Source organism: Sphaerobacter thermophilus DSM 20745, from assembly GCF_000024985.1.
Lineage (GTDB): Bacteria > Chloroflexota > Chloroflexia > Thermomicrobiales > Thermomicrobiaceae > Sphaerobacter > Sphaerobacter thermophilus.
Genome location: NC_013524.1, coordinates 265590 through 290294, shown reverse-complemented (window position 1 = coordinate 290294; position 24705 = coordinate 265590). Strand labels below are relative to the sequence as shown.

The 24705-nt window shown below is 67.8% G+C and carries 18 protein-coding genes; 6 read left to right on the top strand and 12 right to left on the bottom strand.

Annotated features, from left to right (window positions below; genetic code table 11):
* Positions 1–68: 68 nt before the first annotated feature.
* The 10 genes from STHE_RS13565 to STHE_RS13520 form a co-directional block, all read right to left on the bottom strand.
* A complete protein-coding gene (locus tag STHE_RS13565; RefSeq protein ID WP_012873160.1) occupies positions 69–1268 on the bottom strand; it encodes an ABC transporter substrate-binding protein in 1200 nt (399 codons plus the stop codon).
* Positions 1269–1393: 125 nt separating this feature from the next.
* Positions 1394–2227, bottom strand: coding sequence for an ABC transporter permease (locus STHE_RS13560; protein ID WP_012873159.1), 834 nt, complete (start codon positions 2225–2227; stop codon positions 1394–1396).
* 1 nt (position 2228) lies between these two features.
* Entirely contained in the window at positions 2229–3050 is an 822-nt protein-coding gene (locus tag STHE_RS13555) for an ABC transporter ATP-binding protein (protein WP_012873158.1), read from the bottom strand.
* 311 nt (positions 3051–3361) lie between these two features.
* Positions 3362–4081, bottom strand: coding sequence for an ABC transporter ATP-binding protein (locus tag STHE_RS13550; RefSeq protein WP_012873157.1), 720 nt, complete (start codon positions 4079–4081; stop codon positions 3362–3364).
* Complete coding sequence (locus STHE_RS13545; protein ID WP_012873156.1) at positions 4074–4838, bottom strand: ABC transporter ATP-binding protein; 765 nt, start codon at positions 4836–4838, stop codon at positions 4074–4076. The genes STHE_RS13550 and STHE_RS13545 overlap by 8 nt, the downstream gene beginning before the upstream one ends.
* Entirely contained in the window at positions 4835–5887 is a 1053-nt protein-coding gene (locus STHE_RS13540; protein WP_012873155.1) for a branched-chain amino acid ABC transporter permease, read from the bottom strand. Before STHE_RS13540 ends, STHE_RS13545 begins: the two co-directional genes overlap by 4 nt.
* A 22-nt stretch (positions 5888–5909) precedes the next feature.
* Complete coding sequence (locus STHE_RS13535; RefSeq protein ID WP_012873154.1) at positions 5910–6767, bottom strand: branched-chain amino acid ABC transporter permease; 858 nt, start codon at positions 6765–6767, stop codon at positions 5910–5912.
* Positions 6768–6791: 24 nt separating this feature from the next.
* Positions 6792–8147, bottom strand: a complete 1356-nt coding sequence (locus STHE_RS13530; RefSeq protein ID WP_012873153.1) for an ABC transporter substrate-binding protein — start codon at positions 8145–8147, stop codon at positions 6792–6794.
* Positions 8148–9094: 947 nt separating this feature from the next.
* Complete coding sequence (locus tag STHE_RS13525) at positions 9095–9610, bottom strand: putative immunity protein (RefSeq protein WP_012873152.1); 516 nt, start codon at positions 9608–9610, stop codon at positions 9095–9097.
* A gap of 156 nt (positions 9611–9766) precedes the next feature.
* Positions 9767–12190, bottom strand: coding sequence for a glycoside hydrolase family 31 protein (locus tag STHE_RS13520; protein ID WP_012873151.1), 2424 nt, complete (start codon positions 12188–12190; stop codon positions 9767–9769).
* A gap of 258 nt (positions 12191–12448) precedes the next feature.
* Between STHE_RS13520 and STHE_RS13515 the strand changes: the two genes are divergently transcribed.
* Positions 12449–12754: a hypothetical protein gene (locus STHE_RS13515; RefSeq protein ID WP_012873150.1), complete on the top strand. Its 306-nt coding sequence runs from the start codon at positions 12449–12451 to the stop codon at positions 12752–12754.
* Between the two features lie 2 nt (positions 12755–12756).
* Positions 12757–13557 (top strand): Mut7-C RNAse domain-containing protein, encoded by an 801-nt coding sequence (locus tag STHE_RS13510; RefSeq protein ID WP_012873149.1) that lies wholly within the window; start codon positions 12757–12759, stop codon positions 13555–13557.
* A 212-nt stretch (positions 13558–13769) separates the two neighbouring features.
* Here the strand turns inward: STHE_RS13510 and STHE_RS13505 are convergent, their stop codons facing one another.
* Positions 13770–15188: a class II fumarate hydratase gene (locus STHE_RS13505; RefSeq protein WP_012873148.1), complete on the bottom strand. Its 1419-nt coding sequence runs from the start codon at positions 15186–15188 to the stop codon at positions 13770–13772.
* Positions 15189–15543: 355 nt separating this feature from the next.
* Here STHE_RS13505 and STHE_RS13500 point away from each other — a divergent pair, with 355 nt between their 5' ends.
* The 3 genes from STHE_RS13500 (at position 15544) to STHE_RS13490 (ending at position 21131) form a co-directional block, all read left to right on the top strand.
* Positions 15544–17739, top strand: coding sequence for a putative bifunctional diguanylate cyclase/phosphodiesterase (locus STHE_RS13500; protein ID WP_052295378.1), 2196 nt, complete (start codon positions 15544–15546; stop codon positions 17737–17739).
* A gap of 148 nt (positions 17740–17887) precedes the next feature.
* Entirely contained in the window at positions 17888–19894 is a 2007-nt protein-coding gene (locus STHE_RS18160; RefSeq protein WP_012873146.1) for a sensor histidine kinase, read from the top strand.
* 91 nt (positions 19895–19985) lie between these two features.
* Positions 19986–21131 carry a M20 family metallopeptidase gene (locus STHE_RS13490; protein ID WP_012873145.1) on the top strand — a complete coding sequence of 382 codons (1146 nt, stop codon included), beginning with the start codon at positions 19986–19988 and terminating at the stop codon, positions 21129–21131.
* An 87-nt stretch (positions 21132–21218) separates the two neighbouring features.
* On the opposite strand, the gene STHE_RS13485 is transcribed toward STHE_RS13490, so the two are convergent.
* Positions 21219–22376, bottom strand: coding sequence for an MFS transporter (locus STHE_RS13485; RefSeq protein WP_012873144.1), 1158 nt, complete (start codon positions 22374–22376; stop codon positions 21219–21221).
* A gap of 137 nt (positions 22377–22513) precedes the next feature.
* Here STHE_RS13485 and glgX point away from each other — a divergent pair, with 137 nt between their 5' ends.
* The gene (glgX, locus tag STHE_RS13480; protein ID WP_012873143.1) at positions 22514–24667 is read left to right on the top strand and encodes a glycogen debranching protein GlgX; all 2154 of its coding nucleotides are present in this window, start codon (positions 22514–22516) and stop codon (positions 24665–24667) included.
* Positions 24668–24705: the final 38 nt, after the last annotated feature.

Below are 24705 nucleotides of genomic sequence, written 5' to 3'. Positions count from 1 at the left end.
GCCACGTCGCACCGCATCGACGTACGCCGGACGCCACCGGCGTGCGGGGCGGCACCTGCTCCGTCACGTCACAGCGAGTTCCGCGCTTCCTCAAGCAGGCTCAGATCAACTACGTCCTCGACCGGTAACGCGGATTCAATCTCCCCTCGCTCGATCATGAACTGCTGCAGTTCGTCGACGAACTCAGGGTTGAAGCCGCCGTCTTCGGGGATACCAGGCCAGATCATCTCTTCGTACAGCGATCGATCCTGGCCGGGCAGATACGTGAGCGCGATGTCGATCACCTCGCTCTTGGTGGCCGGATCGACCAGCGCCTCGTTGTAGAAGCGCGCGGCCTTGAGGTGCGCTCGGAGGAAGCGAATGGCGAGGTCGCGGTCTTCCAGGAGCACCGGCGAGGCCAGCACGACACCGATCGGGACATCCTGGCCGAGCAGGTCGTGGATCCCGTCTCCCTCGACCAGCGGCTCCCCGGCCCCCAGCCGCTTCGTCATCACCACGTACGGCTCGATCAGGAGCGCGGCATCGACGGCACCGTTGGCGAGGGCGGTCGGCATATCGGGCGGGGTCATCCCGACCAGTTCGACATCGTCCAGCGTCAGCCCGGCGCTCTGGAGGATCCGGGCATTCTCCCAGGCGACCAGGCCCTCCACGTTGGTGTTCGCGATGGTCTTTCCCCGCAGGTCGGCGATCGATTGAATCTCGCCGCTGTCGTAGCGCGACTTTGCCGCGTAGTAGCCGTGGAACGTGAAGCCGCGGGTCAGGGCTGTGCGTGACGCAATCACCTTCAACTCGATGCCCTGGCGGATGGCGTTGAACAGCGCTGCGGAGAGCGCGCCTCCCGCCGCCAGGATCTCGCCGGTCCCCAGGAAGGGCACCATCTGGCCGAGCGTCTGGATCTCGGCAAGCTCGACCTCGAGCCCTTCCTCGGCAAAGTAGCCCTTCTCCAGGGCGATGTACGGGGTGAGGGAGGCGATCTGCCGCGCCGTGGCGAACTTGAACGGCGTCATGGCACCCTGGCCGGTCACGACCGTGGGAGTGGGCACCTCGGCCGCCGGCGACGCCGCGGGCGATGCGGCCGGGCTCGCATCAGCTCCACCGCTGGCGCTCGTCGGCGAGGGAGCGGTCGTCGGTGCCTGGGCCGCCTGCTCGGTCGGCTCGGCTTCCCCACCGCCGCAGGCTGCCAGGAGTGTCGTCAGAGGGCCGGCCGCGAGAAGCGCCGCCGCACCCCGGACGAACGAGCGCCGCGTCAGCTTCGAGTCTTGGGTCATGCTCCCCTCCTCCTAGCCCTCTAGCCCTGCCGGGCACCATGCGGCTGGCCGGTTCCAGCCGCGTTCGAAACCACACTGAATCACTGGCAACTCGCCCGTGGTCCGACAGCTCCAACGAACTACGTTCAGTTCCGCGAGCCGGATTGCCAGGGCACGAGCCACCGGCGCAGGATGTCCACGACCTTGACACTCACGAACCCGAGCACCGCAGTCACGAACAACACCGCGTAGAGCGATGACACGGAGAAGGTCTGCCAGGCGCTCCAGAGCAGGTAACCCAGCCCGTCGCGCGCCCCCAGCATCTCGGCCAGGACCCCCAGGATGAGCCCGGTGCCGACACCGAGCCGCAGCCCTGCCAGCACCAGCGGCAGCGCGCCGGGCAGGGCCACAGTACGGACGACATCGAGTCGCCGCGCGCCGAAGGTCTTGGCTACGTCGAGATAGACGGGGTTGATGGCCAGCACACCCTCCATGGAGTTGGTGACCGCGAGGTAGAACACCCCGATGGCAACCATTGCCACCTTCGACCCCTCACCGAGGCCGAAGATGAGCAGCAGCAGCGGGAAGAGGGCGCTCTTGGGCAGGGGATAGGTCGCGGCGATGATGGGGTCGAGCGCCAACCGCAGCCAGCGCGACAGCCCCATCGCCAGCCCGAGCAGCACTGCCGGCAACCCACCGATCAGGGTACCCAGCGCGAGCCGCCCCAGCGTGATCTTGAGATGGTGCAGCAGGACACCGGTCGTCACCGCCTCCCAGAACGCCTGGATGATCGAACTGGGAGCCGGATAGAACCGCTGGTCGACGTAGCCGGCCCGCGCGGTGATCTCCCAGATAGCGAGGAGCACCAGGGGCGACAGGAGCTGAACGGCGACCTCGGTCTTGGCCCCTGCGCGCGGGCGGCGCAGTACCCGTCCCGCAGGGAGGGCTTCGCTCGTCACGGTCACACCACGCTCGGACACGTCATTCCTCCCTCGGGCCGTGCTGGACTTCTTCGGCGATGAGTTGCCAGATCTCCTCGTACAGTTCGCCGTACTGCGGATTCGCTCGCACGCCGACCACATCGCGCGGGCGCGGGAAGGGGACGGAAATGAGGCGCTTCACCCGGCCCGGCCGGTGCGTCATAACCAGCACCTCATCGCCCAGCGTGATCGCCTCGTCGATACTGTGGGTGACGAACACCACCGTCTTCTGCTGCTGCTCGGAGAGCGATGACACCTCCTGCTGCAGGATCGTGCGCGTCTGCTCGTCGAGCGCCGAGAAGGGCTCGTCCATGAGCAGCACGTCGGGGTCGACCGCGAACGCCCGCGCGATACTGACGCGCTGTTTCATCCCGCCGGAGAGCTGGTGCGGGTAGGCACGCTCAAATCCCTCCAGCCCGACGCTCCGGATCCAGCGCTCGGCCACTTGGCTGCGTTCCCGTCGTCCCACGCCGCGGAGCGCCAGCCCGTAAGCGACGTTGTCCCGCACCGTCATCCAGGGGAAGACCGACTGCTCCTGAAAGACCATGGCGGCCGCCGGGTGACCGTCGGCGTTGGGACGGATCCAGATCTGCCCCTCGTCCTGGCGCTCCAACCCGGCGAGAATGCGCAGGAGCGTCGTCTTGCCACAACCGCTCGGGCCAACGATGACGAGGAAGCGCCCGACCTCGAGGCCGAAACTCACATTGTCGAGCGTCAGCAAGTCACGCTGCCCTTGGCGGAAGCGCTTAGAGACGGACTCCACGCGCAGTGCGAGCCGACTGCCGGTGACGCCGGTCGAGGTCGTCCCACCTGTACCGGCCAACGCCACACCTCCGTCCCAGTCTGGACTCAAACGCCTATCCAGCGAGGACTCTGGCTGTTGACGTATGAGTTCACTTGATCTGCCGGTGCAATAATCAGCAGTCTAACCGGGGAGGTCAGGATTCGGCAACCCCCACGTATCGTTAGCGGCTTCCAGCCGCGGATTTGGGCGTGCATGGAGACACAGGAATGGGGCGGGGCAGCACGATGCGCACTCGGGACAGCTTGATGTTCCCGAGCGTTGAGGAACCGGCTACGCGGCCAGGGAGAACAAGGTAGGGGACGGAGGGAGGACCGAGTCGCGGGCGCTCCTCAGTCCTCCTGGATGCGGATGCCAAGGTAGGTGGCCTGCACATCCTCGTTGGCCAGCAGTTCGGCGCTCGTGCCGTGCCAGATCACCCGGCCTTCTTCGATGATGTAGGCCACGTCGGCGACGGAGAGCGCCAGATCGAGGTTCTGCTCTGCCAGCAGGATCGACAGGCCGGCAGCCCGGAGGCGCTGCAGGACCTCGCGCACCCGGTCAACCATCACCGGCGCAAGACCCTCCGACGGCTCGTCGCACAGGAGCAGGAGCGGCTGCGTCATCAGCGAGCGCGCGAGGGTCAGCATCTGCTGCTCACCACCGCTGAGGAGGGTGCCGCGCACCCGGCCGCGCTCGCGCAGGACGGGGAAGAGGGAATAGATCTCGTCGACGGTCCAACGCAGGTTCGTGTCGGACCGCGGAGGCCGGGCACCGATGAGCAGGTTCTCCTCGACCGTCAGCGAGGGGAAGATCCGGCGCCCCTGGGGCACGAGCGCCACGCCCCGCTGGGACACTTCGTAGGGCGCCAGGCCACGCAGCGACTCGCCGCGCAGCGTCACGCTGCCGGTGAGCTGGGGCAGCAGGTTGAAGATGGCCCGCATCGTGGTCGTCTTGCCCGCGCCGTTGCGGCCGAGCAGGGCAACGACCTGCCCCTCCTCCACCGTGAGCGACAGCCCGTTGAGCACAGAGCCGTCGCCGTACCCGCCCGAGAGATCACGGAGCTCAAGCATCGTTCCTCCGCGTCCCGCCACTCAGGTATGCCTCCTGTGCGTATCGGTCCTGTCGTACCTCGTCCGGGGTGCCCTCTGTAAGCACCGCGCCGTGGTGCAACACGGTGATGCGGTCGGCGAAGGCGAAGACCACGCGCATACTGTGCTCGACAAGAACGACGGTCATGTCGCGCGGCAGTCGCTGGAGCCGCTCGAGGAACGCCGGGATCTCGTCGGCAGCCAAACCCGCCGCAGGCTCATCCAGGAGCAGCAGGCGCGGCCGCATGGCGAAGCGCGCTGCCAGTTCCAGGCGACGCTGGTAGCCGTGCGACAGGTGTTGAACGCGCTCGTTCGCCACATCCAGCAGATCCCACTCCTCCAGCACCGCCATCGCCTGGCGCCGCGCCTCGCGGTCACGGTCCACCGACCCGGCGAGACCGAAGAAGCGGTGACGCCCCCGGAGCAGCGCGAGCAGCACGTTCTCCAGCGCCGTCAGCTCCCGCAGCACGGCCGGCTGCTGGTTGGTCTTCAGCAGACCGACGTCGACGCGGCGGTGGGCCGGCAGCCGGGTGACATCGCGGCCGAAAACCAGCACCCGCCCGCGCGTCGGCGGGAGGAAACCGGCGATAACGTTCAGGAGCGTCGTCTTCCCGGCGCCGTTCGGCCCAATGATCGCGCGCCGCTCCCCGGGCTGAACCGTCAGGGGCACGCCGTCCAGGATGGTGAGGCCACCGATGGTCTTGGTGACGTCCTCAAGCTGTAGCGCCGGCGCCGTCATTGCTCCGACCTCTCCGCAATCGCCGTGGACCCGACAGCCTCCGCAGCAGGTTGGCCCGCAGGCGCTCCCGTCGGCCGCCCCTTCGCCCGGATGCTTCTGATCCGATCAGGCAGGCGCGCGAGCCCCTCCGGGAGGAAGAGCACAGCCAGGATGAAGACCAGACCGAGGATGGTCTCCCAGCGCTGCGTGAAGCTGCTCACCTCGTACCGGAGCAGCAGCACGACCGTGGCACCCAGAACCGGCCCCCAGAAGGTTCCGGCCCCGCCGAGGATGACCATCACCAGCGCCTCGCCCGCCGTGAGCCAGCTCAGTTGGCCGGGGCCGACGTAGCCCTTGAAGTAGGCGAAGAGCCCGCCGGCCAGGGCGGCGTAGCCACCGGCGAGGATGTAGACGATGTACTTGGTCCACCAGGTGGGGTAGCCCAGCCCCTCGACGATCCGCTCGTTCTCCCGAATCCCGACGAGCGTCAGGCCGAAGCCGGATCGCACGATCCACCAGAGGGTGGCCACGGCAATGGCCACGACGAGGAGCACCACGTAGTAGAAGTTGGTCCAGCTCCCCACGAGGCCGGTCAGGAACGGAAGCTCGGGCCGGGGCACGCCGGGGAGGCCGTCATCGCCGCCCGTCATCCCGCGCCAGAGCCAGACGATCCCGAAGAGTACCTGCGTCAGCGAGAGCGTGAGGATGAGGAAGTACGCGCCGCTCGTCCGGAGCACGAACGGGCCGGTGACGAGCGCCAGCGCGATCCCGGCGAGGACCGCGACGATGAGCGCCGGGACCGCCGAGAGGTGAGCGCGGATCGCCAGCAAGGCGACAGCGTACCCGCCCGTTCCGAAGAAGGCCGAGTGGCCCAGCGAGGGCAGCCCGGTGTACCCGACCAGGAGGTTCAGGGACATCACGAAGAGCGAGAAGATCACGATCTCGGTGAGGACGCTCAGCGGGTAGTCGGGCAGCACAGCCGGGGCTGCCAGGAGCGCGACCGCGGCGACAACACCCACCAGCAGGCGGCGTGAGCGCGCGCTGCGTACGTCCAGTCCCATGCGTTGCATGCCGATTTCGCCCTGCCTCTCCTCAGACCGCACGGCCGAACAAACCCTGCGGCCGAACGATCAGCACCAGGGCGACGAGCACCCAGACGACGAAGAACGAAGCCTCGGGCCAGAAGGTCCGCACCATGTTGTCGACCATGCCGACCACGCCGCTCGCCACGATCGCGCCGAGTACGGATCCCAGGCCACCGAGCACCACCACGATCAGGGCCATCAGCAGCATCTGCGAGTCGATGCCCGGCGAAACGCCGGTCACCGGCGTGCCCAGTGCTCCGCCGAGGCCGCACAGGAGCGCACCCAGCGCGAAGACCACGGAGAAGACGCGGCGCCCGTTCACTCCGAGGCACTCGAGCATCTCCATGTCGTCCACGCCCGCGCGGACATATGCGCCCCAGCGCGTGCGCTCCAGCAGGTACCAGACGATGATCGCCAGCACGGCGCCGATCACGATCAACGCCAGGCGGTAGGTGGGGAAGACGGAGCCGAACAGGCGGGTCGAGCCACGCAGCATCTCAGGAGCGCGCACCCGCAATGGGTCGCCGCCCCAGATCCAGCGCGTCACATCCGCTACGATGTACGCGACCCCGAGCGTCAGGCTGACCTGCATCAACTCTTTGCCGAGCAACCGGTCCAGGAAGCCTCGCTCGATCACGACGCCGATGATCAGCGCCATGATTGCCCCTGCCGGAAGCGCCAGCCAGAAGTTGTCGGTCCGGTTCGCCACGCTCCAGGCAACGTAGCCACCGACGATGTAGAGGGCGCCGGTGGCCAGGTTGACGAAGCGCATCAACCCGAACACCACCGACAGCCCCACCGAGATCAAGAAGAGCAGGCTCGCGTATGACAGGCCGATGACTACGCTCGCCGCGTTGATCGGCATGCTACCCTCCCCTGCAGCCTGCCGCTAGAACGACAGGTCATCGACATTCCCAATCGCATCGATCACGACGTTCCCGTAGCTGCCGTCGGGCAGTTGCTCGACGCGCCGCACCAGCACCGTGATCACCGCCCCCTGAGATTCGGGGTGGAAGCGGAACTCACCGGTGGGCCCGGTGAAGCTCACGCCCTTCAGGGCCTCCAGGAACGCCTGCGTATCCTCCGCGTTCCCGTCGGTCGCCGTCAAAGCTTCGGCGATCACGCGGGCAGCGAGGTAGCCCTGGTAGGCAAACTGATTCGCCTGGGCGTCGTACGTCGACTCGAAGGCCTCGACGAAGGCCTGATTCTCCGGCGAATCGTACAGCGGGCTGTAGTGCAGGGTGCTGACCACGTCCAGGGCAGCATCACCCTGCTGGTTAAGAATGTTCTCGTCCACGGTGTCACCTGCACCGATGAGCGGGAACTGGTCTTTGAGACCGAACTCCGCGTACTGCAGCACAAAGCGTACCGCATCACCACCGGAATAGAAAGCCCAGACGGCATCGGCGTCCATCTGCTGGATGCGCTGCAGGTACGGGCCATAGTCCTGCGTGTCCATCGGCGCGTAGACCTCGCCGACGATCTCACCGCCGGCATCGCGGAAGCGCTGCATGAAGGCGCCCGCCTTGTCGTGTCCGGCCGAGTAGTCGAGCGCCGTGACGATGACCCGCTGGTAGCCGAGGGTGTTGTAGGCGTAGTCGCCGAACGGCGCCTCGTACTGGCCGTTGGCAAAGGAGACGCGGAAGATGTAGGGGCTCCGCATGTTGGGGTCGCGCGTCAGCCCCGGCAACCCGGCGTTGCCGATGATCCAGGGGACCTGCGCCTCGACGATGTAGTCGCGGACCGCGGCCGCCTCGTTGCTCAAGGTCACTCCGGCGATGATGTGCACCTGGTCGCGCTCGACGAGTTGCCGCGCCTTGGCCAGCGCCTGATCCGGGCTGCCCGCCGAGTCCTCGATGATGAGCTCGATCGGACGACCACCGGCCTGGTACTCGATCTCCGAGAGGTAGAGCTGCATCCCGTCGACCATGTTCTGTCCAAGGGTGGAGTAGACGCCCGAGATGGTGCCGATCACCCCGACGCGGACTGGTTCACCGGAGGACGTGGACGTCGACGGCGTGCTGGCACTCGGGCTGGCGGCAGCGGTCGGAGTGGCGGCTGCCGTCGTAGGCGTCTCCGCAGCGGCAGCCTGGGTCGGCGTCTCAGCGGCAGCCGGAGTCGTTTCCTCAGACTCTCCGCCACCGCAGGCCGCCAGCAGGCCACCGATCACGGTCGTCCCGAGTCCCAGCAACATCGAACGGCGACTGAGTCTGTGGTTCATGAGCGGCTGGGAATCACGCTGCATTTCGAACTGCCCCTCCTCACCATAAACCGTGCACGGCCATCCCTCGACCGGGATCCGGACGCGCCGGGTTCGTCGGCATGGAACCGATCGCGCCTCTCGTCACGTCCAGAGCACCCGGCCGTCCGATTCCACCAGTAGGGGCCAGGCCTCTCGGCTCGGCCCGGCGATTGACCGGACGAATCCGTGCCCGCCGGGACTTATGTCGCGCAAACCGCTCTCGGACGAAGACACGTGTGGCACCATCGCGCAGCAGGGGCCGGATTGTCCCATGAACACGTGTGCTGCCACCGGCTCTCCAAATGTGGAACCGCTCCCAAGCATCACGCAATCCGTCCGGGCTGGCACTTGCGCGCAACACCGCACGGGGCGGCCAGCACTGAGCGCTGGTCTACCACCACTGTGCACACGCACAACTGCGCCGAACACTCGCCCGGTCACTGCCCCGGACCGGCCCTCGACAAGCCGCGCGATCGGGCGTGGTCATTCTCGTTAAACGTTGTCAGACACTGTATGGATTCCGCCCTCTCCACTGTAGCAAAGGCTGTTACGAGCGTCAACGCCAAGGGATTCGCAGCGGGATGCCCCGTGCTTTGCGCGAAGCTCGGCAGGGCGGGTCACGATGGCAACAGAACGCGGAGAGGTACGGGGAGCGCACGATCCGTCACCGTTGCGACGAACCACACAGTGCCAGCGCGACAGCCGACCAGATCGGAGACTGCCTAGGGGCGGGACCGGATGACCCGCCAGCAGTCCGCCACACCTCTGATGTCATGCTGAGCGGAGCCGGCCGGAGCGCGAGCGCTGGCCGGCGGCTCTGTCCGAGTCGAAGGATCTCGGGCGGTGTGGCCGCTCCAGCGCGAGATCCTTCGCTTCGCTCCGGATGACAACGAGTCGAGCGCCATTTCTGGAAGCTGGGAGCCGTTGCAGCAGCCGTGCGCGTCGGCCGGTCAGCAGTCGAACACGCCCCAACAGAGGTGGTTCCGCAGCCGCTGGTCATCGAGGACGAATTCGCGGATCGGCTCCGGGAGCTGGTCGCGCTGCCACTGGCACTCAAGTCGCCCGGCGTGCAACGCCTCTCCTTCCGGGGCGGCGGCGCGCACGGCCTTGATCGCATAGGCGGCTGCGCCGAGTGCGTGTGCGGCGACATGGGCGACCGCCGCCGCCTGTCCGGCCGCAAACGCGGCAAACCGCGGTGCCCCGGTCAAATGCCGCGCCGCGGCATTCGCATGACCGGCAGCCGCACGCGACTGGGACATCCGAACCTCGCCGCGCGCCCAGGCGCGAACCTGCTCGATCGCATAGCGCGGCCGCGGGTCATCCGGCTGCACCGCTTCGAAGAGAGGAAGGACATGCTCCGCGCACAGCGCCGCCCACAAGGCGAGGAGGTGGTGATCCTCATCGGTGAGGGTCCCGCCACGCCGGATCGTCACCAGCCGCGGGTCGCGGACTTTCGGCAGGATCATATCGGCCCCCTTTCCGGACGGCCGACAAGTATGCCCACCACCTTCGCCCGGCGTCCACGTCCGCCCGGCGTCAAAATGGTAACGGACCATCAAAGACGCGACCGGGCCGACACGACGGGGTCGCCGCAGCGCTGGCGGCCCGGCTTTGAGGCGATGCTAGCGGCGGACCTCGACTGTCCGCGCCTCGGCGCTCGCGTCCAGGCTCACAGTCACGGTGCCGTCGTCGAAGGTCGCCTCATCCGGCTGCCCGTCGACCAGCACCTGCGACGGCGCCTTTTCCAGCCCACGGAGTTCGACCACGACACGGGTGCGCTCCGGCACGAAGCTGCCCTCGCGCGCGCCGATCTCGACGATGATCCCGGCGTCGTCTGAGCGACAGGTGACGCGCGTCCGGGCGTACTCGCCCTGCAGGTAGGCATAGCCGTCCCCGGCGTCCTCGTAGAGCTCCAGCGCGCCCCGTCCTCCGGCCGGATAGATCAGCAGCGTCAGCGGATCGGCCGGCCGCTCGCCGACGTAGTTCATCGCGGGCCACAGCGGCACCGGCGCGTCGCCGCGCACGAAGACGGCCGGCTCGCCGAGCGGCGCGTGGATCAGCACGTCGGCCGGTCCCTCGTAGCGCTCGCCACGCCACAGGTGGAACCAGGTGCCGGCCGGCAGGTAGACGTGGCGGTACGACTGGCCATGGCGGGTGATGGGGGCCACCAGCAGCCGGTCGCCCACCAGGAACTCATCATCGGCGCTGTAGGTCGCATCGTCCTCTGGATACTCGAACAGGAGTGGTCGCAGGATCGGCGCGCCAGTGCGGTGGCACTCTTCGAACAGCGTGTAGAGATACGGGAGCAGCCGCTGTCGAAGCTTGAGCATGTTCCGGATAATCGACTCGTACGGCTCGCCGAACGCCCACGGCTCCTGGCGCGTGGTCCCCTTCTCGCTGTGGTTCCGGCAGTAGGGCTGGAAGATACCGAACTCCACCCAGCGTGCCAGCAACTCGCCCGTGGCATCGCCGGAGAAGCCGCCGATGTCGACTCCGGCCCAGGCCATCCCGGACAGCCCCATGTTCTGGAGCTGCGGCATCGACATCCAAAGGTGTTCCCACCAGGCCGAGTTGTCGCCGGTCCACTGCAGGGCAAAGCGCTGTAGCCCGGCATACCCGGCGCGGGAGATGACGAACGGGCGGCGGTCCGGTCGCAGCCGCTCCAGCCCCTCGCGCGTCGCCTGAGCCATGTAGTTGCCGTAGAGGTTGTGTACCTGCGCATGGAGCCGGGCGTGTCCACCGCCCGGGTGAACCGTGTCGTCCGGCAGGGTTCCGCGCGACGGGATGAAGACCGTCGGCTCGTTCATGTCGCACCAGATGCCGGCCACGCCCCGGTCCAGAAGCGCCGCGTGCTGGTCGCCCCACCAGGCACGGACATTGGGATCGCTGAAGTCGGGGAAGGCACACACGCCCGGCCAGACCACGTTTCGGTACTCCTCACCCGTCGGGGTCCGGCAGAAGTAGCCCGCATCGCGACCTGAGGTGTAGACCGAGTACGACTCGTCGACGCGCACGCCCGGGTCGACGATCGTCACCACCCGGAAGCCTTGCTCGCCGAGCCGTGCGATCAAACCGTCGGGGTCGGGGAACCGCTCTGGGCTCCAGGTGAAGACGCGGAACCCGTCCATGTAGTCGATGTCGAGGTAGATCGCGTCGCACGGGATGTCGCGCTCGCGGAAGGCGCGAGCGACCGCCTCCACGTCTTCCGCCGTCTCGTAGTTCCAGGAACTCTGGTGGTAGCCGAGGGCCCAGAGCGGCGGCATCGGGGTGCGACCGGTCAGGTCGGTGTAGCGGTCGAGCACATCCCGCAGCGATGGCCCGCTGAAAACGTAATAGACCAGGTCGCCCCCGATCGCGCTGAAGCACAGTCGTGACGAATCACGCCGGGCGAGGTCGAACTCACTCCGGCAGGGATTGTCGAAGAAGAGCCCCCAGGCTCTGCCCTCGCGGAGTGCAAGGAGGAACGGGATCGACGTGTAGAGGGCGTTCATGGCCGCGTTGTGGCCTACGGGCGGGTCGACGTTCCAAAAGACCTGATGGGACGACGTCTTCTCCAACCCGCCGGTGCGCTCGCCGCAGCCGAAGTAGCGCTCCCCCGGCACCCGTCGCTTGTACATGTACACCGGCCGGCCCAGTGCGGCCGGGACGCCACCCAACGGCGGCGGTCCGGCGGCGCCCATGCCCAGGTCGGGGTCATCCTCCAGGAACGGCCGCCCTACAGCGTCGCGGAAGCCGATCCGGAGCGGCTCGAGGTCAATCACGACAGCGGCGGCACCGGTTTCCAGACGCAGCGAGCCCGACTCATCCGCGACGGTCACCTCTCCCGCCGACCAGTCGTGCCGCGCGATGGCGGCGTCCGGGTAGACCACCGGTCGGCTATCGGGGAACATCCCGACCCGAAACAGGTCCGGCGCCAGCACCGTGACCTCCACCGTCGCCGTGCCCGCCCGCAGGCGCACGCTTGCGGGTCCCTGCTCGACTACGTGGGCGGAGCCGACCGCCTCGTACCCATCCGGGATCTGGACCGCTGCCACATCTTGCGTCACGGCCGTATCCTCCTGGTCCGAAAACATTCTCAATGCATCTAGATCGCAGCCCTATCCCGCGCCAGAACCGCATGAGGCGTTCCTCGACCCGGACAGATGTGGCCGTTCCTGCCCTCATCCAACAGGGCATCGTTCGCGTTCGCCTCTTGCCGATCGGCGCGGGAGCGTGGAGCGGTGGCACAGCCCACCGCGTGGTACCATCGAGTCGCCGTGATGGATGATCGGAAACCGGCTTCCTGAGCGAAACGGAGGGCAGCCATGCACGGCGCGCAGGTGCAGATCACTGTCGGCACGCTCCTGCTCGACCTGGTAGCCTCGGTGTTTCTCGGCCTGGGACTGATCGCCGCGGCGTCGCCGCTGGCGCTCTACTGGTGGATCCACGGAGACTACGACCGCTACATCTGGATCATCTCCGGGCCGTTCCCCTTCTCCCACTTCGGCGGAGGTCCGTTCCAGGCGGCGATGGGGATCGGCCTGCTCGCGCTGGCGGCGCTGCTACTGGGAATCGGTGTGGCACTCAAGTGGCTCGTCGTTCGACGTCAGGACGCGGAGATCGTGCTCTAGCCATGGACCATGTCACGGTCCGCTTCTACGCTGAACTGAACGACTTCCTGCCCCGCGAGCGGCGTCAGGTACCCATCACCTACCCGCTGGCGCGGCGCACCTCGATCAAGGATCTGATCGAGTCGCTTGGAGTACCGCACACGGAGGTGGATCTGCTCCTCGCCAATGGGGAGTCGGTCGGCTTCGACTACCTGGTGCAGCCCGGTGACCGCATCAGCGTCTACCCGGTCTTCGAGTCGCTCGACATCAGTCCACTCGTGCGCGTCCGGCCTAGCCCGCTGCGCGAACCGCGCTTCGTTCTCGACACGCACCTGGGCAAACTTGCGGGCTACCTTCGGCTCCTGGGCTTCGACACCCTGTACCGCAACAACTACGACGACGCTACGCTGGCGCGGATCTCGGCGGACGAGCGGCGTATCCTCCTGACCCAGGACCGCGGCTTGCTGAAGCGCAGTGCAGTGACGCACGGCTACTACGTCCGCGCGGCCTCGCCGGTCGAGCAGGTGCGCGAGGTTGTGCGGCGCTTCGATCTGGCCGGATTGATTCAACCCTTCAGCCGGTGCCTCCGCTGCAACGGCCGGCTACGCCCGGTGCCGAAGGCCGCCGTGCTGGAGCGTCTGCCGCCCCGTACCCGGCAGGAGTACGAAGAGTTCTGGCTCTGTGAGCGATGCGACCGCGTGTACTGGCAAGGATCCCACTACGATCGCCTGCGCGCGTTGATCGCTGAGCTGGTGGAGCAGGCGCCCGGGGCTCTGACGGATCTGCGTCAGCGGTCTGTGCCCGGGGGTGAACCCCCGGGCTGACAACGGAAGCCCGCTACAGCGGGCTGGGGAAGTAAGACTCAGGCACGGGTGTTAGGTGGCCGCTATCGGGTCAGGGCCCGAGGCTAGAGCCGCCGGGCTGATTCAACAAGAAGCCCACTGCAGGGGCTGGGGACGCCGAGTCCATCGCGATGCAGGTTGGGCATCACAGCCCCTGCAGCGGGCTTCGCCGTGTCAGCCCGGCTGCGTGCCGTCTACCCCGCGCTGCCGCCGGCCTTGATGCCGCCGCGGGTGAGCTCGGCCGGGTCGAGCAGCCGGTCGATCTCCTCAGGCGACAGATCGGTCATCTCGGCGGCCACGTCCTTGATCCGGCGATTCTCGGCGTAGGCGCGCTTGGCGATCTGCGCGGCCCGGTCGTAGCCGATGATCGGGTTCAGCGCCGTCACCAGGATCGGGTTCTTCTCGACCACCTCGTCGATCGCCTCCCGGTTGACGGTGAAGCCCGCCACGGCGCGGTCGGCCAGCACCCGCGACGCGCTGGCCAAGATCTGGATCGACTGAATCAGGTTATAGGCGATCACAGGCAGCATCACGTTCAGCTCGAAGTTGCCCGCCTGGTCAGCCACGGTGATGGTGACGTCGTTACCAATGACCTGGGCGCAGACCATCATGACCGCCTCGGGGATCACCGGGTTGACCTTCCCCGGCATGATCGAGGAGCCTGGCTGCAACGCCGGGAGCGCGATCTCGGCCAAGCCGCCCTGCGGCCCGCTGTTCATCCAGCGCAGGTCATTGGCGATTTTCATCAGCGCCGCGGCGTAGGTCTTGAGCTGACCGCTCACCTCGGAGGCGGTGTTCTGCGTCGCCTGCGCGGCGAAGTGGTTGTCTGCCTCGCGGAAGGGCAGACCGGTGATGTCGGCGAGTGCCGCCGCGACGCGACTGCCGAACTCCGGGTGCGCGTTGATGCCGGTCCCGACCGCCGTGCCGCCGAGGGCGAGCTGCGCGAGGCGGGGCAGCGTGGCCTCGATGCGCTCACGCGCCTGCGCCACCTGCGCCGCCCAGCCGCTGATCTCCTGGCTCAAGCGCACCGGCATGGCATCCATCAGGTGGGTGCGCCCCATCTTCACCACGTCGTCAGTCTCGGCGGCGCGGCGTTCGAGCGTCTCCTGCAGGTGCGCCATCGCCGGCAGGAGCTGCTCGGCGATCTCGAGGTAGGCGGACACATGGATGGCCGACGGGATGACGTCGTTGCTGCTCTGCCCCATGTTGACGTCGTCGTTTGGGTGCACCGGCCGACCGCCTCCGGCGATCTGCGCCGCCCGCGTCGCGATCACCTCGTTCGCGTTCATGTTGGTCGAGGTGCCCGAGCCGGTCTGGAAGATGTCGAGCGGGAACTCGTCGTCCCATCGCCCCTCGGCCACTTCCTGCGCGGCCTCCTGGATCAGCCGCGACTTTTCCTCGCTGAGCAGCCCAAGTTCGGCGTTGGTACGAGCGGCCGCGAGCTTGATCAGGCCGAGGGCACGGATGAACGCGCGGGGGAAACGCAGCCCGCTGATCGGGAAGTTCTCGACGGCACGGGCGGTGGAGGCGCCATAGAGCGCGTCGGCGGGTACCCGCATCTCGCCCATGCTGTCGCGCTCAATCCGGTAGCCCTTCTCTTCGGACACAGTCATCCTTGTCTCCTCCGTGGTCCTCTCGCGGTCTCGACTTAGCTATCGCCGGGCGGCCGAGCGGGCCGCCCCAACGCAGGATACACCAGCCACCGTCGCCCCGCTGCCATCAGTGCGGAGTAAGACAATCGTCCTGTTTCCGGTCGGGATCGCAGTGCCGTCACGTACGACCTTCCGCTCATGGTAGGCGACCGACAGATTGCGTACGATCGCAGCGTGGAAGGCCCGGCACGGCCGTGGCTCCTACCCGATCGGTACTGAGCGCGGGCAGGTGGACCGACCGGAGAAGACCCTGGTGAATAGCGCCGTGCACCCTTCGCACCAGCCATACGACGAGGATGAAGGACTCTCTCGTCGCGTGGTCGGGCGCATAGGAGGTGCGTTCTTCACCCTGAGCGGCGTGGTCACGCTGGCCACGCTGCTGCTGCCCTCTAGGCCGCTCCACGTCCTCGGAGTCGCACTCGTCGCCACCGCGGCCATCGGCATCGGCATCGCCGTCTGGCTCCTTCCCTGGGGGTCCTGGAGCCGACGGGCGCCGCTCACGCTGGTTCCCGTCGCCTTCACGCTGATCGCCATCCACAACTACTTCGCCCGTGACGAGCCCGCTCGGTTCGGGCTCTTCTTCATTGTGACCTTCACCTGGATTGGGCTCGCGTGCCCGCGGTGGACATCGCTTCCGTTCGTCCCTCTGATGATCGTTGCCTACGTCACCCCCCTCGTCGTCACCGGCACCTCCATCGCCACCGCGTTGAGCGCTGCCGTGTGCACGGCGCCGGTCTGCGTGCTGGTCGCCGAGGCGATCGCCTGGGTGGGAGCACGCCTCCGGGTCGCCCAGCGTTCACTCCGGGAGAGCGAAGTCCGGTTTCGGTCGCTGGTACAGCACGCATCAGACGTCGTCGCCGTCCTTGGTCCGGATGGAACCGCGCGCTACGTGAGCCCTGCAATCCAACACGTGCTGGGCTACCGTCCGGAGGACCTGATCGGGACGTCCGTTTTCGATCGAATCCATCCGGACGACCTCCCACACGCCCGAGCGCAACTAACGGAGATCGTCCTCGGTCGTGGCGCGATGCCGCCGACCCAGTTCCGCTATCGTCGCGCCGACGGATCGTGGGTCTATGTGGAGGCGACCGCCACCAACCTGCTCGATAACCCGGCCGTCGGCGGCATCGTCATCAACGCGCGCGACATCAGCGAGCGGAAGCGGTTCGAGAAAGAATTGGTCCACCAGGCGTACCACGACCCGCTGACCGGCTTGCCGAACCGCGTCTTCCTCCAGCGGCGCCTCGCCGACTCCCTGGCCCAGGCCGCTCGGGAGCGTACCAGGGTCGCGCTCCTCTTCATCGATCTCGACAACTTCAAGCTCATCAACGACAGCCTCGGCCACGATGCTGGAGATCGGGTCCTGAGCGAACTCGGGAAGCGTCTTCTCGGCTGTATCCGGTGCGGCGACATGGCGGCCCGCTTCGGCGGCGATGAGTTCATGGTGCTGATCAACGGCACCCCAGGGACGGACGCGGCGCTTGCTGCGGCCGACCGGCTGGCGGCTACCCTCGCCGAGCCATTCGTCGTAGACGGCCACGAGCTGGTCATTACCACATCGATTGGTGTTGCGCTGGGTGGCGACCCGGACGATCGGCCCGAGGACTTGATCCGCAATGCCGACGCGGCGATGCACCGGGCCAAGCTGCTGGGGAAGGCGCGGCGCGTCGTCTTCGACCCCGCCATGTACGCCCAGGCGGTGGAGCGACTCGCCCTGGAGCGCGACCTCCGCCACGGGCTTGAGCGGGGGGAGTTCCAGATCTACTACCAGCCAGTGCTCGACGTCCGCACCCGCCGACCGGTGGAAGTCGAGGCGCTGGTGCGCTGGCACCACCCTGAACGCGGCCTGATCTCGCCCGGCGAGTTCATCCCGATCGCCGAGGAGACCGGGCTCATCGTGCCGTTGGGACACTGGGTACTGGCCGAGGCGTGCCGCCAACTCGCCGCATGGCGCACGGCGTTCCCCGACTGCGCCCCGAGCGCAGTAAGCGTCAACCTCTCCGCGCGGCAGTTCCGCCACCCGTCGCTGACCGCGGACATTGCTCAGATCCTTGCCGAAACGGGCCTGCCGCCGGCGTCGCTCAAGCTGGAGATCACCGAGAGCGTGATGATGGACGACACCGCTTCAACCCTCGAGGCCCTCCGCGACCTGAAGCAACTGGGCGTCCAGTTGGCCGTCGACGACTTCGGCACCGGGTACTCCTCGCTCTCCTACCTCAAGCGCTTTCCGACCGACGCGATGAAGATTGACCGATCCTTCGCGCGCGGCCTGGACCAGAGCCGCGAGGATCAGGCCCTGGTTGAGGCGATGATCGCCGCCGCCAATGCCCTGCGGCTCCAGGTCACGGTCGAGGGAGTTGAGACCGAGGAGCAGCTCGAGTTCCTCGAACGGGTCGGCTGCGACCTGGTGCAAGGATTCCTGTTCGCACCACCAATGCCGCCCGATGAGGTAGCCCGTTTCTTGCACACCGGACTCCAAACGAGCGGCTTCCACCCCCCGGCATTACTGTGATTCGCAGCTTCCACTGCTTCCATTGTCGACCCGAACGCGGTATCATGCGGGTTACCGACGAGGAGCGTGAAGCTGACCCGATCCCGTGCAGGGAGCGTTAGCATGACCACGACCTCGCCGCGAGGGGTTTGGTAAGGGGAGGACGGTGGTGCCGGCGCGCGGTCGGGCTGAGTGGCTGACAATTGCCGTCATCAGCGCGTCGCTCGTCCTGGCGACCGGCGTGGAGTTTGTCCTACCTCGCGGCTATCTGGCGCCATCGCTCTATGCCATCCCGATGTTGATTGCAACGCGGCGTGGTTCCCCGCGCCTGGTGACGATTGTCGCGGCCGTCGCCGCGGCATTCTACCTCGGTTGTGCCTTTTCGCAGGAAGCCCCTGTCGCAGCGGTGATCGCGGGCATGCTGGGGATCCTGGCCATGGCCGGCCTGGCGATCGAGCTTGCCCGTCATCGCCTGGGCACCCTCCGGCGCGCCACGACGGCCGAAGAGGCCGACGCCGAATCGCGGCGCATCCTGGAGAGCATCGGCGACGGCTTCGTCGCTCTCGATGCCCAGGGCCGCTTCACATATGTCAACCGGCGAGCGGAAGATCTCCTCAAGGTGCCACGCGAGGAGCTGTTGGGGAACACCCTGCAGGCCGTGTGGCCCAACACAGAAGACGCATTCTTCGTGGAGGCGATCTCGCAGGCGCTTAGCGAGCAGATTCCGCGGCAGTTCGAAGCGTACCACGCCCACGGCGACGCCTGGTTGGAGGTCCGCGTTACTCCGACGGACGGCGGCGTCACCGTCTACTTCCGCGATGTGACCGAGCGCCACCGGGCTGAGCAGGCCCAAGAAGAAGCGGCCGCGGCGCGGGCCGCTGGGGCACGCCGGGTTGCGTTCCTGGCGGAGATGAGCCGCGAGCTGGCGGCGGTCGAGCCCAACTATGCGGCCATACTCCAGCGCGTCGCTGATCTGGCGGTCCCGGAACTGGCGGACTGGTGCCTGGTCTACCTCGCCGATCCGGTCGCGGGCTTCCGGCGCGTCGCGGTGACCCATGCCGACCCGGCTGACGCGGACCTAGCCGCGACGCTGCTGGCCACCCCGATCCCCGCCAGAACCCAGGCGCTGCTGAACCAGCTCGTGGAGGGGCAGGGACCGATGGTGGGGTCGGCCGTAGATTGGGCGACCGCCCGGCGGGACCTGCCACTGGAGGAAGACGTGCTCGGCCGCGCCTTCCAGGTCTCCTCGTTCGTGGCCGTTCCGCTTGTCCCGCGCAACCGGATGCTCGGCGCGATCGTCTGGCTTCGCCGCGCCGGGTCTAAGCCATACGAGCCCATCGACAGCGCCTTCCTGGAGGAGGTCGCCCGCCGCAGCGCGCTGAGCGTGGACAACGCCCGGCTGTACCAGGAGGCACGAGAGGCGATCAAGGCACGAGATGAGTTCCTGTCGGTCGCGGCCCACGAGCTGCGCACCCCACTGACGAGTATCAAGGGGTACATCCAACTGCTGGATCGACGCCTGGCCATTGAGCAGCCGGACATCGCGGCACTGCGGGCCTCGATGGAGAAGCTGCGCCCCCAACTGGCGCGCTTCGAGCGCATCGTCCGCGACCTCCTCGACATCTCGCGCATCGACCGCGGGCACCTCGCCCTCCAGCGCGAGCCGTGCGATCTCGCGGCAATCGCCCGCGAGGTTTTCGACGCGGTCGAGCACAGCGTCGACCACGATCCGGCGCAACCGATGCGGTTGTCCGTCCCGGACACCCTCCCGGGCATCTGGGACGGAGCACGCATTACACAGGTCCTCGCCAACCTGCTGTCGAACGCCCTCAAGTTCTCGACCGGTCGTGGAGAGGTGGTGATGGAGGTCCGCCGCGAGGGCACGCACGCCGTGATCTGCGTGCGGGACCAGGGAGTCGGGATGACCGAGGAGGAGCAGTCGCGGGTCTTCGAACCCTTCTTCCGCGCCGACAGCATCGTCGGGCACATCCCCGGCACCGGTCTGGGGCTCCACATCACCAAGCGCATCGTCGAACTTCATGGCGGGAGCATCACCGTCGAGAGCACGCCTCGCATCGGCAGCACGTTCACGGTGCGCCTTCCCCTGACACCCCCCGACCCTGTGTCCATTGCGCGCCCAAGCGGCGCGACGGATGTCTCACGCGAAACCGGGTGAACGGCACAGCCACCCGGCAGCGCGCGCGATCGGATACACTACCGCCGGCCCCGCTGGGGGACCACGTCAATGCGGAAGGAAAGGAAGCTCGATGGTAGACGAGCAATGGCTGCGTGCCGCCTCCGACACGGAGGAGGCCGTAACGCTGACCTCCCAGCTCGTCGCGATCCGCAGCTACCCAGGCGAGGAGGGCGCGGTCCAGCGCGCGGTTGCCGAGTGGCTGCGGGAGAACGGGCTGGAGCCCGAGCTGATGCCGACCGAGGGCGATCGGCCAAACGTGGTGGCTCGGGTCGAGAACGGCGAGGGGCCGACGCTGCTGCTCAACGGGCACGTCGATACGGTCCTCGCCGCAGCGGGATGGTCGAGCGACCCGTGGCAGGCGCGACGCGAGGGGGACCGGCTCTACGGGCTCGGCGCGGGCGACATGAAGGCCGGCGTCGCCGCCGCGATGCTCATCACTCGTGCCCTCGCCCAGCGGCGTGATCTCTGGCGGGGGACGGTGATCTTCACCTCGGTCGTCGACGAGGAGGCCTACTCCATCGGCGCCCGCGCGTTGATCGACGCCGGGATCCGCGCCGATGCCTGCATCGTCACCGAGCCGTCATGGGATCATCCGACGCTTGGGGGAGTCGGCAAGGTGCTCGTGCGCGGCGACGTGATCGGCCGCGCCTCACACGGCTCACTGCCGGAGGAGGGCATCAACGCCGCGGTCGAGGCGGCCCGGCTCATCGCGCGCCTGGACGAGATGCCGCTCGGGCAACATCCCAAGATGAAGTCCTCGCAGTCGGTTCTGAGCCTGCATAGCGGCTCGGAGCAGTACGTCATCACCGTGCCGGAGCGAGCACGCTTCACCATCAACCGCCACATCGTGCCGGGCGAGACGAACGAGAGCGTGCTGGCGGAGATGCGTGCGCTGGCGGACTCGCTCAACTCCCCAGCGACCTTCGAGTTCGCCATCGACCCGCCCTACTACCCGCCCTGGGAGCAGCCAGTTGACCACCCGCTGGTGGAGCGCTTCAGCCGCGCCTACGCCGCAGAACTCGGCAAGGAGCCGGAATTCGGCTACTTCCCGGGCGTGTCTGACGCGAACTACTTCTCCGCGGACGCGGGAATTCCGACGATCCAGTTCGGCCCGCGCGCCGTGGGGCTGCACCAGCGCGACGAGTGGGTCGACATCCCCACCATCGGCGGCACGATCCGGGTCATCCTGCGTCTGGCGCTCGACCTGCTCCAGTAACCGCGCAGCCGGTTTGTTATCGCAGTGACTGTCGCTCTTGTGCCGCTCCGGTCTTATCGTTCGGAGCGGCACAGAGCCCCGCCGGGGTCAGTCGCGGGCGCTCCCCGCGAACGCAACCACCAGGAGAGCCAGGGCCACGACCACGCTGAGCGCCGCGCGCAGTCCGGCCACATCGGCCAGCAGCCCAATCAGCGGCGGGCCGGCGAGGAAGCCGAAGTAGCCGAGAGCCGTGATCGTGGCGATCACCGTGCCGGTCGGTGCATCGCGCATTCGCCCCGCGGCCCCGATCACCGTCGGGAAGAGGGTCGACAGCCCGGCACCGACCAGCCCGAAGCCGAGGATCGACAGCGCCGCGCCGTCCGGCACCAGCGCCAGCGCCATCCCGGCGCCCGCGACCGCGCCGCCAAGGCGCAGGAGGGCCACCGCACCGAGCCGGGCGTTGAGGACGTCACCCACCAGCCTGCCTCCAGCCATCGCCAGCGAGAAGGCTGCAAACCCTGCCCCGGCGAGCGCCGCCCCCGCACCCACGTCCTGCCGCAGGAACACGGCGCTCCAATCTGCCACCGCACCCTCGCCCATGAGCACGCAGAAGGCGATCGTGCCCAGGGCAAGCATCCGCCAGGATGGCCGCAGCCGTCGCCGCGACTCCCGCTCCCGTGACTCGACAGTAGCCGGGAGAAGGCGCCCCGCGGCCACTGCCACCATGGCCCCGAGCACCAACCCCGCGCTCGCCAGGTGGAAGAACGGTCCCACGCCGAACGCCGCGACCGCGCCGCCGACGGCCGACCCCGCCAGCCCGCCCCCACTGAAGACGGCGTGAAACGAGGACATGATCGGCCGCTCGTAGCGTGCCTCGACGGCCACCGCCTGCGTGTTCATCGCCACGTCCAGCGACCCGCTCGCGATCCCGAAGAGGACGAGCGCGGCGAGCAGGGTGGCGCCACTCCAGGCCAGTGACGGCAGCACCAGCGTGGCGCAGTAGCCGAGCGCCGCCACGACCGTGACGGACCTGCTGCCCCAACGGACGCTCGCCCACCCTGAAGCGGGGACTCCGACCAGCAAGCCCAGCGGCAGTCCGAACAGAGCCACCCCGAGCGCGCCCGGGCTGAGGCCGAGCGACTGCTGCACGTCCGGGATGCGCACGACCCAGTTGCCCTGGCCCGCACCGGCGACGAAGAACATGGTTGCCACGGCGAGGCGGGCCGCTCGCGGCGGGTGCAGTTTGGACGCGACCGGCTGGCTCACGCGTGCCTCCCGCTACGTACGCGGGCATCCTCCCGCGCGCACCGCACCAGGCGGGCATCGATCCTGCTCAGCGGCTTCAGCGACCCGTTTCCCAGAAGTGGGCCGAGCCGCGGGTCGCGCGCGACGAGGAGGAATTCGTGACGGCAACCGTACGAAAAATCCGCCCGGGAAAGCCGTTCCCGCTGGGCGCCACCTGGGACGGCGAAGGCGTCAATTTCGCGCTCTACTCCGAGCACGCTACCGGGGTCCAGCTCTGCCTGTTCGACGAGTCGGGCGAAACCGAGATCGAACGCATCCCCCTGCGTGAGGTCACCGCCCACATCTGGCATGCCTACATCCTCGGGCTCGGCCCAGGCCAGCGCTACGGCTTCCGGGTGTCCGGGCCGTTTGCGCCGGAAGAGGGGCATCGATTCAACCCTAACAAGCTGCTGCTCGACCCGTATGCCCGCGCCATCAGCGGCAACGTCAACTGGGACGCCCCGGTCTTCGGCTACCCGCTCGGCCATGCGGATGAGGATCTGGCGTTCGACGAGCAGGATGACGCCTGGGGCATGCCCAAATCGGTCGTGGTGCATCCCTACTTCGACTGGGGCGACGACCACCCGCCGCGCATTCCCTGGCACCAGTCGATCATCTACGAGGTCCACGTCAAGGGCTTCACCGCCCGCAACCCCGACGTGCCGCCCGAAGAGCGCGGCACCTACGCCGGCCTGGCTTCGCCCGCGAGCATCCAGTACCTGAAGGAGCTCGGCGTCACGGCGGTGGAACTGCTGCCGGTGCACGCCTTCCTCGACGACATGCACCTGGTCGAGCGCGGCCTGCGCAACTACTGGGGCTACAACACGATCGGTTACTTCGCGCCGGAGGCGCGCTACTCCAGCAGCGGCGATAGCGGCGGGCAGGTGGCGGAGTTCAAGCGCATGGTGCGTGAGCTCCACCGGGCGGATATCGAGGTCATCCTGGACGTGGTCTACAACCACAGCGCCGAGGGGAATCACCTGGGGCCGACCCTGAACTTCCGCGGCATCGACAACCGCAGCTACTACAAGCTCGTGCCGGACAACCCGCGCTACTACCAGGACTACACCGGGACCGGCAACAGCCTGAACGTCGGTCATCCGCAGGTCCTGCGCCTCATCATGGACAGCCTGCGCTACTGGATTCTGGAGATGCACGTCGACGGCTTCCGCTTCGACCTCGCGGCCACCCTGGCGCGCGAACTGCACGATGTGGACCGCCTCTCCGCCTTCTTCGACATCATCCACCAGGATCCGGTGATCTCCCAGGTGAAGCTCATCGCCGAGCCGTGGGACGTCGGCGAAGGCGGATACCAGGTCGGCAACTTCCCCATCCTCTGGGCCGAGTGGAACGGGAAGTACCGCGACGCGGTGCGCCGGTATTGGCGCGGCGACGAGGCACAGGTCGCCGAACTCGGCTACCGGCTGACCGGCAGCAGCGACCTGTACGCCAGCGACGGCCGCCGCCCGTACGCCAGCATCAACTTCGTGACGGCGCACGACGGCTTCACCCTGCGCGACCTCGTGAGCTACAACCAGAAGCACAACGAGGCCAACGGGGAAGACAACCGGGACGGCACCGACGACAACCTCTCCTGGAACTGCGGCGTCGAGGGCCCAACCGACGACCCGGAGATCAACGCGCTGCGTGCCCAGCAGCAGCGGAACTTCCTCGCCACGTTGCTCTTCTCCCAGGGCGTGCCGATGATCTGCGGGGGCGACGAGATCGGCCGCACCCAGCACGGCAACAACAACGCCTACTGCCAGGACAACGAGATCAGTTGGTACGACTGGGAACTCGACGACGAGCGGCGCACGCTCCTCGAGTTCACCCGGCGCCTGATCGCGACCCGGCTCCAGCATCCCGCGCTGCACCGCCGCAAGTTCTTCCAGGGGCGGCGCATCCGCGGGTCGGACGTCCGTGACATCACCTGGCTCCGGCCCGACGGGGGTGAGATGACCGAGGCCGAGTGGGAGGCGAACTGGGTGCGAACGCTCGGGGTACGCCTCGATGGCCGCGCACTGGACGAGGTGGACGAGCGCGGTGACCCGATCGTCGACGACACCCTCCTCCTGCTGCTCAACGCGCACGCGGACACCGTCCCGATGACGCTGCCACCGCCCCTCCCGGGCGCCGCCTGGGAGGTGGTAGTCGACACGGCCCAGCCAGATCTGGAGCCCGGCGAACGCCGGCTAGACGCCAGCGAGCCGTACCAGCTCAGCGGTCGCTCGCTCGCGCTGCTGCGCGAGGTCACGCCTGATGACAGCGAGTGATCGCCGCAGTGACCGCGGTGGAACGGATCTCGCTGTCG